Source organism: Mycobacterium sp. MFM001 (assembly GCF_003402475.1).
Classification (GTDB): domain Bacteria; phylum Actinomycetota; class Actinomycetes; order Mycobacteriales; family Mycobacteriaceae; genus Mycobacterium.
The window spans coordinates 20,203-32,090 of the sequence record NZ_BFAB01000024.1 but is presented as its reverse complement, the minus strand read 5'-3'; the positions used below and the strand labels follow the sequence as shown (position 1 = coordinate 32,090).

At 66.9% G+C, this 11,888-nt stretch carries 1 protein-coding gene (running past one end of the window); it reads right to left on the bottom strand.

Annotated elements, in window-relative coordinates; genetic code table 11:
• The coding region annotated (locus MFM001_RS23390; protein ID WP_238159371.1) for a non-ribosomal peptide synthase/polyketide synthase crosses the window boundary (this coding region is incomplete at both ends): on the bottom strand, positions 1-11,888 show 11,888 of its 32,090 nt. The annotated region continues 20,202 nt past the right edge of the window.

The window sequence follows — 11,888 nt, the reverse complement described above, 5'->3', positions numbered from 1 at the left end:
CGACGACAACACCCGCCCCGCATCCCCCACCATCACCACCAACACCCGCTGCAAGCGCTCGGCCAGCGACGCGATACGTGCCGTGTCGAACACGTCGGTGTCGTACTCGACGCGGATGGTGAGTTCGTGGCCCGGCGTGGCTTGCACGGTCAGCGGGTAGTGGTTGTATTCGCGGACGGCGAATTCGGTGACGGCCAACTCGTCGGCACCCGCCAACGCGGCGGTGTCGAGCGGGTAGTTTTCGTAGGCGAAAAGGGTGTCGAACAGCTGCGGGTGGCCGCTGATGCGGTGAATCTCGTTGAGCGCCAAGTGTTGATGCTCGAGTGTGTCGTTGTTGGTGCTTTGCAGCTGGGCCAGTAGTTCTGTGGTGGTGGTTGCCGCGGTGATGCGCGCCCGCACCGGCACCGTGTTGATCAGCAGGCCGACCATGGAGTCCGCGCCGACCACTTCTGCGGGCCGGCCGGAGACTGCGGTCCCGAAGGCAACATCGTGCTGGCCGGTAAGCCACATCAGCACCTGCGCGTAAGCGGCCTGCAGCACGGTGTTGACGGTGGTGTGACATGAACGGGCCAGCTCGCTGACGGCCTGCGTGGTGGCGGCGGGCACCCGGAACGACTCGGCGTGTCGGGGGCCGGGCGCCAACCGGTTTCGCGGTCCGACGAGTGTCGGGGTGTCGAAGCCGGCGAGCACGTCGCGCCAAACCGCTTGTGCCGCACCAAGGTCGCGATCGGCGAGCCAGGTAACGAAGCGGCGATAAGGAGCCGCGGCGGGCAGACGCTGTCCGTAGTAGCCGGCGAAGATTTCTCCGAGCAGGATCGGCATCGACCAGCCGTCGAGCACAATGTGGTGATTGGTCAGCACCAGCCGGTGCCGATCGGGTGCGGTGCGGATCAACGCAGCCCGGAAGGCCGGCTGGTGGGCGAGGTCGCAGACGGCGGCGCGTTCCGCGGCGCACAACCGCTCAACGCGGTCTTCGGCGTCGTCACCATCAAGCTCGACATAGCGCCATGGCACAGCAGGATCGGCGGGGATGACTTGCACCGGTTCGTCGAACTGGTCGCAGAATCGGGCCACCAGGTTGGGGTGCCGGTTGATCACGGTGTGCAGCGCATCGCGCAGGCGGTGTTGGTCGAGCCGGCCGCTGACCGTGATCGCCAGCTGCACCGCATAGATATCGTCGTCGCCGAGGTGGGCGCTCCCGGCGTGATACAGCAGTCCCTGTTGTAGTGGGGTCAGCGGCAGCACATCGGCGATCTCGTATTGCCGCTGCAGTTGGTCGATCTGGTGTTGGCCCAGCCGGGCCGGCACGATGTCGGACGGAGTGAACCCGCCACCACCGGCTCGCACGTTCAAGCAGATACCGGCCAGGGCGTCAAACCACGACCGGCTGAGCCGGTGGATTTGCGCTTCGTCGAGTACTGACTGCGCCCACGTCCAGTCGGCGAACAGTTGGGTGCCGGCCTCGGTCTCGACGGTGCCGGCGTTGAGTTCGACGGTGTGCGCCAACGGCATTGGTATGGCCGCAGCTGCGGCGGCTACCGACATGTTCTCCGGGGAGATTCGCCAGCCCTCGCCCACCGCCTCGGTGGCGGCGCCCATCCGTCCCAGATAGTTGAAGCCGATCGCCGGATCGGACACCGCCAGATCCACGTCGGGGTTCAAATACCGTAACGCACCGTAGGTCAGACCGTCGGGCAAGGCGCGAAGCTGTTCTTTGGCGTCCTTGACCAGTGCCCCCAGTGCGGCGTCGCCGACCGCCACCTGCGCCCAATCAATTCGGCCGACCCTCAGTGCCACTGGGTGTTTGGTGGTGAACCAACCGACGGTGCGCGACAGGTCGATGTCGGGGCCGAGCTCCTCGTGGCGGCCGTGGCCCTCGACGTCGATGCCGATCGGCGCGCTGCCGTTTCCGACGAATTCCGCTACCGCCAAGGCGAACCCGATCAACAAGATCTCGTGCATCCCGGCGTGAAATGCCGCCGACACCTCGTCGAGCAGCATCCGCGTGGTCTGGGCGTCCAGCGACACCGACAAATGCCCGGCGCTCTCATACGTGTCCAGTTCGGGTTGCACAACCGGTAGCGCGGTCGACGCCGCAGCCACCTGTTTCCAGGCTTCCGCCTGCACCATGACCTCGGAGCGGTGTGCGTACTCCGTCAAAAGCGAGGCCCAGCGGGCAAATGACGTGCCCCACGCCGGTAACACCACCGGCTGGCCCGCCCGGTGTTGGACCCAGGCGGTATTGAGGTCCTCCAACAGCACCCGCCACGACACTGCGTCGACGGCCAGGTGGTGAATGATCAACGCCAGCTGGCGTGTCGAGCTCACCCACAGTGCGCTGAGCATCATCCCAGCAGCCGGGTCGAGCTGTGAGCGCGCCTGCGTCAGCGCCTCGTCGGACAACACGTCGACGGTGTGCAGGTAAGCTCGTGCATCGACCGATCCGACCTCGGGCACAGTCAACGACCAAGCGCCGTCACCGTCCTCGGCGCGCGCCCGCAGCATGGCATGCCGATCCAGCAAGGCTTGCAACAGCATGAGCACATCGGTCTCATCGGCTTCCGCAGGCGCCTGCAGCAGCATCGTCTGGTTGAACTGGTTCACGGGGCCCTCAATGCTGTTCAGCCAGTGCATGATCGGGGTCGCGACAACCGGTCCGGTGCCCTCGTCGACTACGTCTTGGTCACTGTCGGCCACTGCGGCCACCCGGGCCAGCCGGGCCACCGTCTGCTCGACGAAGACATCGCGCGGCCGACACGCCAGGCCGGCGGCACGTGCCTGCGCCACCACCTGCATCGACGAAATGCTGTCGCCGCCAAGGTCGAAGAAGGAGTCGTCGACGCCGACGCGCTCGAGCCCAAGCACCTGGGCGTAGATGGCCGCCAGGATCTCTTCGACCCCGCTGGTCGGAGCGCGATACCGGCCGGCAGTGTATTCGGGTGTCGGCAACGCGCGAGTGTCGAGTTTGCCGTTGACCGTCAGCGGCAGACTGTCGAGTGCCACCACGGCGGCGGGGATCATGTAGGCCGGCAGGCGGTCGGCCAGCTTTTGGCGTAGCCCGGCCGCGTCCGCGCTGCCGGTGACATAGCCGACCAGGCGCTTGTCGCCGGGACGGTCCTCGCGGGCGATCACCACCGCCTGCTCGACGCCATCCAAATCGGCGAGGGCGGCCTGGATTTCGCCGAGTTCTATGCGGTACCCGCGGATCTTGACCTGCTCATCGGCGCGGCCCAGATAATCCAGCTGGCCGTCGGCGCGCCAGCGCACCAGATCTCCGGTGCGATACATTCGTGTGCCGGGCCTTCCGAATGGGCACGCCACGAACCGCGACGCGGTCAGCCCGCTCCGCCGCACATACCCGGATGCCACCCCGCGACCGGCCACATACAACTCCCCGACCACTCCGGGCGGCACGGGACGCAGCCCGCCGTCGAGCACGAACAGCGCCGACCCCGCCACCGGCGAACCGATTGGCACCACACCGGATCCGGGGGTCAGCGGCGCACTCATCGACGCGTACACCGTCGCCTCGGTCGGGCCGTAAGCGTTGATGACCACCCGTCCGGGTGCCCACCGGTCCACCACCTCGGCCGGGCAGGCCTCGCCGCCGAGCAGCAACGCGAGCGGCCCCAGACCCTCGGGTGACAGCGCCTTTACCGCGGACGGGGTTTGGGTGAGCACAGTCACGTGTTCGGCAGCCAGCAGCTCGTGGAAGTCGTCGGGTGAGGCGGCCACCGGCTCAGGCACCACCACCAGCCGCCCGCCGCCGAGCAGCGCAGCCCAGATCTCCCATACCGAGAAGTCGAACGCGTACGAATGGCATTGCGTCCATACCTGTTCCGCCGACAGGTCGTCGGGCATCGACTCGGCGAGGTGGGCCATGCTGTGGTGGGTGACCGCCACCCCCTTGGGCACCCCGGTGGTCCCCGAGGTGTAGATGACGTACGCGATGTCGTCGGGGGCAGGTACCGGTAGCGCTGTGCTGGGCTGGTTCTCGATCGCGGGATCGTCGACGTCGATGACGGCCATGTTGTGCGGGGCCAGCCGATCGCGCAGGTCCGTCGTGGTGATCGCGGCGATCGGGGCGGCGTCCTCGGCCATGAAGTCGATCCGCGCCGCCGGCAGCACCGGGTCGATGGCCAGGTAGGCGGCCCCGGACTTCAACACGGCTAGCATCGCGGCAATCGCCTGTGCTGAGCGCTCCAACAGCAGTGCCACACACTGGCCCGGACCGGCACCGTGGTCAACGAGGAAGTGCGCCAGCCGGTTCGACGCTTCGTCAAGCTCTCGGTATGTGATCGTGTGGCCGCGCCACCTGATCGCCACGGCTTCGGGCGCGCACCTGGCGCGCTCGGCGAATAAGACCGGAACCGACACCGCAAGCGGTTCGGGCCGGGTCAGGATGGCGCGGTTGGCGAGTTCGTCCAGTTGGGCGTGTTCAGCGGCGTCGAGCAGATCCATCGACGACAGCCGCCGGCGGGGCTCGGCGGTCATCGCCACCAACACCCGCTCGAACCGCTCGATGAGTGATTCGATGCTGGCCGCGTCGAACACGTCGGTGCGGAATTCGACCGCTCCGCCGATCCCTGCGGGCGCACCGGCCTCGCTCCACCGTTCGGTCAGCGAAAATGTCAGGTCCATGCGCGCGGTGCGAGTGTCCACCGGCAGCGGTGTGACCTCTAGGCCACCCAAAGCCATTGCGGCGGAATCATTGTGCTGCCAGGGGAAGTTCTGCCAGGCCAACATCACCTGCACCAGCGGGGAATGGGTCAGGCTTCGAGATGGATTGAGCCGCTCGACCAGCACCTCGAACGGCACATCCTGGTGCTCGTAAGCAGCCAGGCTGCGAGCCCGAGTTTGGGCCAGCAACTCGTCGAAGCTGGGATCGCCGGCCAGATCAACCCGCAACACCAGGGTGTTGACGAAAAATCCGACGAGCTCGTCGAGCGCGGGATCACGGCGTCCGGCGATCGGGAACCCTACGGCCACATCGTTACTGGCGCTGAGCTTGGACAGCAGTACCGCCAGCGCGGCCTGGATCACCATGAAGTTGGTCGCGTTGTGTTCACGGGCCACCCGGGCAACCTGCTGCTGCAACTCGGCCGGCCAGTCGACCGCTACGCTCGCGCCGCGCTGATCGGCAACCAGCGGGTAGGGCCGATCGGTGGGAAGCGCCAGCCGCTCGGGCATCCCGGCCAGAGCGTCCTCCCAGTAGGCCAACTGCTCGGCGATAGGGCCCTGGCTGTCGGTCAGATCACCGAGGATTTCGCGCTGCCACAGGGCGTAGTCGATATATTGCACGGCCAACGGCGCCCAGCGGGGGGCCTGTTCTGCACACCGACTGGCATAGGCCACTCCCAGGTCACGCAGCAGCGGGGTGATCGACCAGCCGTCGGCGGCGATGTGGTGCACCACGGCCACCAACACGTGCTCGTCATCGCTGACCCGGTAAAGCCTTGCCTGCACCGGGATTTCGGCTTCCAGATCGAATGGGTAGCCAACCGTCGCGTTGACGGTCTCTTCCAGCCGGCTTGCCGGCCAGCCGCCGGCATCGACGACCTGCCAGCCGAAGTCGGCTTGTTCGGGGGGCACCACCAGCTGCCGCGGTATCCCTTCGGGCGCCGCAAACAGGGTGCGCAGGCTCTCGTGGCGGCCCACTACATCGGCGAGCGCCCGGCCCAACGCGGCGGCGTCCAGCCGCCCGTGAAGCCGCAGCGCGGCCGCCATGTTGTAAACCGGTGACGGGCCTTGCAACTGGTCGATGAACCACAATCGCTGCTGGGCAAATGACAACGGGATCACTGCGGGCCGTTGGCGCGGCGTCAACGGTTCCAACTGGCCGGCACTTTGGCCGATGCGCGGTGCCAACTGGGCTACCGTGGGTGCCTCGAACACGGTGCGCACCGAAACGCCGGCATCCAAGCCTGTGTTGACTGCGGCGACGAGACGCATCGCCGAGATGCTGTCGCCGCCTAGGTCGAAGAAGGAGTCGTCGATGCCGATGCGCTCGAGTCCGAGGACTTGGGCGTAGATGCCGGCCAGCAGTTCTTCGACCGCGTTGGTCGGGGCGCGATACCGGCCGATGTATTCGGGGGTCGGCAATGCGCGGGTATCGAGTTTCCCGTTGGGCGTCAACGGGAACGCGTCGAGCACCATGATGACGGCGGGGACCATGTGGGCCGGCAACCGCTCACTCAACTTGGCGCGCAATTCGGCCGGGTCGGCGCTGCCGGTGATATAGCCGACGAGGCGTTTGTCGCCGGGGCGGTCCTCGCGGGCGATCACCACCGCTTGCTCCACCCCATCGCACGCACTCAATGCCGACTGGATTTCGCCGAGTTCGATGCGATAGCCGCGGATCTTGACCTGCTCATCAGCGCGGCCCAGATAATCCAACTGCCCATCAGCACGCCAACGCACCACATCACCGGTGCGATACATCCGCGCACCCGGCCCGCCGAACGGGCAGGCCACAAACCGCGACCCCGTCAACGACGCCCGGCCCAGATAGCCGCAGGCCACCCCGGCGCCGGCCACATACAACTCCCCCACCACACCGACCGGCACCGCACGCAACCAGCCATCAAGCACAAACAACGCCGCCCCAGCCACCGGCGAACCAATCGGCGGCACCCCCGACCCCGCCCCCAGCGGAGCGCTGATCGCCACACACATCGTGGTCTCCGTCGGCCCGTAAGCGTTGACCATCACCCGCCCCGACGCCCACCGATCCACCACCTCGGCCGGACACGCCTCACCGGCCATCACCAACGCGGTCGACTCCAACCCCTGCGGGGCAAGCAGATTCACCGCCGACGGCGTCTGGGTCAGCACATCGACCTGCTCGTCAATCAGCATGGCGTGCAACTCATCCGGCGAACCGACCACCGCTTCGGGCACCACCACCGTGCGCCCACCGCGCAACAACGCACCAAAGATCTCCCACACCGACACGTCAAACGCCAACGAATGAGCGTGCGACCACACCCCCGCCACCGGCAGACCCGCATCCAATGACGCCAACAACTGGGTCACGTTGCGGTGAGTGACCGCCACCCCTTTGGGCACACCCGTCGTCCCCGACGTGTAAATCAGATAGGCGATCGCATCCGGCGCCGGCGCCGGCAAACCCGTGCTCGGTTGCACCTCAATGCGCGGGTCAGCGACATCGACGACCACCACGTCGTGCCCGTCGAGCCGCTCGGCCACATCGGCGGTGGTGATCACCGCGACCGGAGCCGCGTCGGCGAGCAGGAACTCCAGCCGCGCCGCCGGCACACCGGGGTCGATCGGCACATACGCCGCCCCCGACTTGAGCACCGCCACAATGCCCACCACAGCCTCTATCGAGCGGGGCAACAACAGCGCCACACACCGCCCCGCACCCGCACCCCGCGCAGCAAGCCAGTGCGCCAACCGATTCGACGCCTCGTCCAGCTCGCGATACGTCAACGAACGACTCTGCCCACTGACCGCCACCGCCTCCGGCGCACGCTCCACCTGCTGGCCGAACAGCGCCGGAACCGACACCGGCATGCCCACCGGCGCAGTCAGCACCGCCCGGTTACCAATCGCATCCAGGCGCGCGCGCTCCGGCTCGTCGAGCACATCCACCGACGACAACCGCCGAGCAGGGTCGGCGGACATCGCCACCAGAATCCGTTGCAGCCGTTCGGTGAGTGGCTGAATGCTGGCCGCGTCGAACACATCGGTGTCGTATTCGACGCGGATGCCCAGTTCCTGTCCGGGAGTGGCTTGCATTGTCAGCGGGTAGTGGTTGTATTCCCGGCTGCGGATTTCGGTGATGGCCAGGTCGTTGTCGCCCGTCAATGCGCCGGTGTCTATCGGATAGTTTTCGTAGGCGAAGACGGTGTCGAACAACTGCTCCAGACCTGTGGCGTGGTGAATGTCGTTGAGCGCCAAGTGTTGGTGCTCGAGTGTGTCGTTGCCGGTTTTTTGCAGCTGGTCGAGGAGGTCTGCGGTGGTGGTTGCCGCGGTGATGGATGCGCGCACCGGTACCGTGTTGATGAACAGGCCCACCATCGAGTCCGCGCCGGTGAGGTCGGACGGCCGCCCCGAGACCGGGGTGCCGAAGGCGACGTCGTGCCGACCGGTCAGCCACATCAGCAGTTGCGCCCACGCGGCCTGCAGCACGACGTTGACAGTGGTGTGGCACGAGCGGGCCAGCTCGTTGACGGCCCGCGTAGTGGCTGCGGATGCCCCGAACGATTCGACGCCGCGGGCGCCGCCCGCCAACCGATCCGGCGGACCGACCAGTGTGGGTGTGTCGAAGCCGGCGAGCACGTCGCGCCAAACCGCTTGTGCCGCATCAAGGTCACGCTCCGCCAGCCAGGTAACAAAGCGGCGATACGGCACCGCGGCAGGCAGTGGCTGCCCGTAGTAGCCGGCGAAGATTTCTCCGAGCAGGATCGGCATCGACCAGCCGTCCATCACGATGTGGTGATTGGTCAACACGAACCGGTGTCGATCGTCTGCGGTGCGGATCAACGCCGCCCGGAAGGCCGACTGGTGAGCGAGATCGCAGACGGCGGTGCGTTCGGCAGCGCATATCTTTTGGACCTGGTCCTCGACATCGCCACCGTCCAGCTCGACATAGCGCCACGGCACGACGGGATCGGCGGGGATGATTTGCACCGGTTGGTCGAACCGGTCGCAGAAGTGGGCCACCAGGTGTGGATGACGGTTGGCCACCGCGCGCACCGCATCGCGCAGGCGATACGTGTCAAGTGCACCTGTCACGGTGAAATCGAGTTGCACCGCGTACAGGTCGTCGTCGCTTTGAGCGCTGTTGGCATGGAAGAGAAGTCCCTGCTGCAGCGGGGTCAGCGGCAACAGGTCCGCGATCCGGTACTGCTGCTGCAACTCGTCGATCTCATGCTGGCTCAAGCGCGCCGGCGCAATATCCGACGGAGTCAGCCCGCCCCCGCCGGCCCGCACATGTGCGCAGATACCGGCAAGCGCCTGCAGCCACAGCCGGCTCAGTTCGCTGACTGCCACTTCATCCAGAGCCGATGGCGCCCACGTCCACTCGCCGTACAGCTGCGCCCCGGACTCGGTGTCGACAGTGCCGGCGTTGAGTTCCACGGTGTGCGCCAACGGCATTGGTATCGCCGCGGCGACACCGGTCAGCGACACACTCTCTTGGCAGAGCTGCCATCCCTCACCGACTGCGTCGCCTGCCGCGACGCCGAGCCGGCCCAGGTAGTTGAATCCGATCGGCGGATCCGACCCATCCAAATCGATATCAGGGTTCAGGTAACGCAGAAGACCATAGGTCAGCGGGTGGGGCACGGAGCGCAGCTGTTCTTTGGCATTCTTGATCATCGCCCCGAGTGCACCGTCACCCGTCGTTACCTTCGCCCAATCCAACGGGCCGACAGTCAGTGCCACCGGGTATTTGGTGGTGAACCAGCCCACCGTGCGTGACAAGTCGACGTCGGCACCCAGCTCGTCATAGCGGCCGTGAGCCTCGACGTCGATACCGAGCGGCGCGCTGCCGTTGCCGACAAATTGCGCCACCGCCAAGCCCAGTGCGATCAAGAGGATCTCGTGCGCCCCGGCGTGGAACGCCGCTGATGCCTCACCGAGAAGGATGCCGGTGTTTTCGGTGTCCAGTGCAACGGACAAATGGCCAGCGCTCTGATAGGTATCCACCTCTGGGCGGGGCTCGGGTAGCACGGTCGAGGCCGCGGCCTCCTGCTTCCAGGCGTCCGCGTGCTCCACCACCTTGGGGTGGTGTGCGTAGTCGGTGAGCCGTGCCGCCCAGCGGGCAAAGGAGGTTCCCCACGACGGCAACGCCACCGGCTGCCCGCTGTGGTGCTGGCCCCAGGCGGTATTGAGGTCCTCCAACAGGATTCGCCATGACACTGCGTCGATAGCCAGGTGGTGGATGATCAACGCCAACTGGTGGGTGGAGGCCGCCCACAAGGCGCTGAGCATCACCCCGGCGGCCGGGTTGAGCCGCGAGCGGGCCTGAATCAGCGCCTGGTCGGACATCTCCTCGACCGTCTGCAGACAGTCGCGTGCATCCACCGACCCGGCCTCGGGCACCGTCAAGTTCCCCGCGCCGTCCTCATTCATCCGCGCTCGGAGCATGGCGTGCCGATCGAGCAAGGCTTGCACCAGCACCACCACATCGGCTTGGTCCGCCTCTGCGGGGGCCTGGATCAGCACGGTCTGGTTGAACTGATCCACCGGCCCGTCAATGCTGTTCAGCCAGTGCATGATCGGGGTCGCGGGCACCTCACCCACCCCGTCGTCGGTGGGCCCAGCGGCATCAGCCGTGCCGGCTACCCGGGCCAGCCGGGTCACGGTCTGTTCGACGAACACATCGCGCGGCCGACACACCAAACCGGCGGCGCGTGCTCGTGCCACTACCTGCATTGCCGAGATGCTGTCGCCACCCAGGTCGAAGAAGGAATCGTCGACGCCGACCCGCTCGAGCCCCAGCACTTGGGCATAGATACCGGCCAGGATCTCCTCGACCGCGTTGGCCGGGGCCCGATAGCGCCCGGCATCGGCGTATTCGGGGGTCGGCAATGCGCGGGTATCCAGCTTGCCGTTGGGCGTCAATGGCAATGCGTCGAGCACCATGATGGCGGTGGGCACCATATAGGCCGGCAGTCGCTCGGCCAGTGTGGCGCGGATGTCGGTCGGGTCGGCGCTGCCGGTGATGTAGCCGACGAGGCGTTTGTCGCCGGGGCGGTCCTCGCGGGCGATGACCACCGCTTGCTCCACCCCATCGCACGCACTCAATGCCGACTGGATTTCGCCGAGTTCGATGCGATAGCCGCGGATCTTGACCTGCTCATCAGCGCGGCCCAGATAATCCAACTGCCCATCAGCACGCCAACGCACCACATCACCGGTGCGATACATCCGCGCACCCGGCCCGCCGAACGGGCAGGCCACAAACCGCGACCCCGTCAACGACGCCCGGCCCAGATAGCCGCAGGCCACCCCGGCGCCGGCCACATACAACTCCCCCACCACACCGGCGGGCGTCGGTTGCAGCCAAGCGTCGAGCACGAACAACGCCGCCCCAGCCACCGGCGAACCAATCGGCGGCACCCCCGACCCCGCCGCCAGCGGAGCGCTGATCGCCACACACATCGTGGTCTCCGTCGGCCCGTAAGCGTTGACCATCACCCGCCCCGACGCCCACCGATCCACCACCTCGGCCGGACACGCCTCACCAGCCATCACCAACGCGGTCGACTCCAACCCCTGCGGGGCAAGCATGTTCACCGCCGACGGCGTCTGGGTCAGCACATCGACCTGCTCGTCAATCAGCATGGCGTGCAACTCATCCGGCGAACCGACCACCGCTTCGGGCACCACCACCGTGCGCCCACCGCGCAACAACGCACCAAAGATCTCCCACACCGACACGTCAAACGCCAACGAATGAGCGTGCGACCACACCCCCGCCACCGGCAGACCCGCATCCAATGACGCCAACAACTGGGTCACGTTGCGGTGAGTGACCGCCACCCCTTTGGGCACACCCGTCGTCCCCGACGTGTAAATCAGATAGGCGATCGCATCCGGCGCCGGCGCCGGCAGCGCCGTGCTCGGTTGCACCTCAATGCGCGGGTCAGCGACATCGACGACCACCACGTCGTGCCCGTCGAGCCGCTCGGCCACATCGGCGGTGGTGATCACCGCGACCGGAGCCGCGTCGGCGAGCAGGAACTCCAGCCGCGCCGCCGGCACACCGGGGTCGATCGGCACATACGCCGCCCCCGACTTGAGCACCGCCACAATGCCCACCACAGCCTCTATCGAGCGGGGCAACAACAGCGCCACACACCGCCCCGCACCCACGCCCCGCGCAGCAAGCCAGTGCGCCAACCGATTCGACGCCT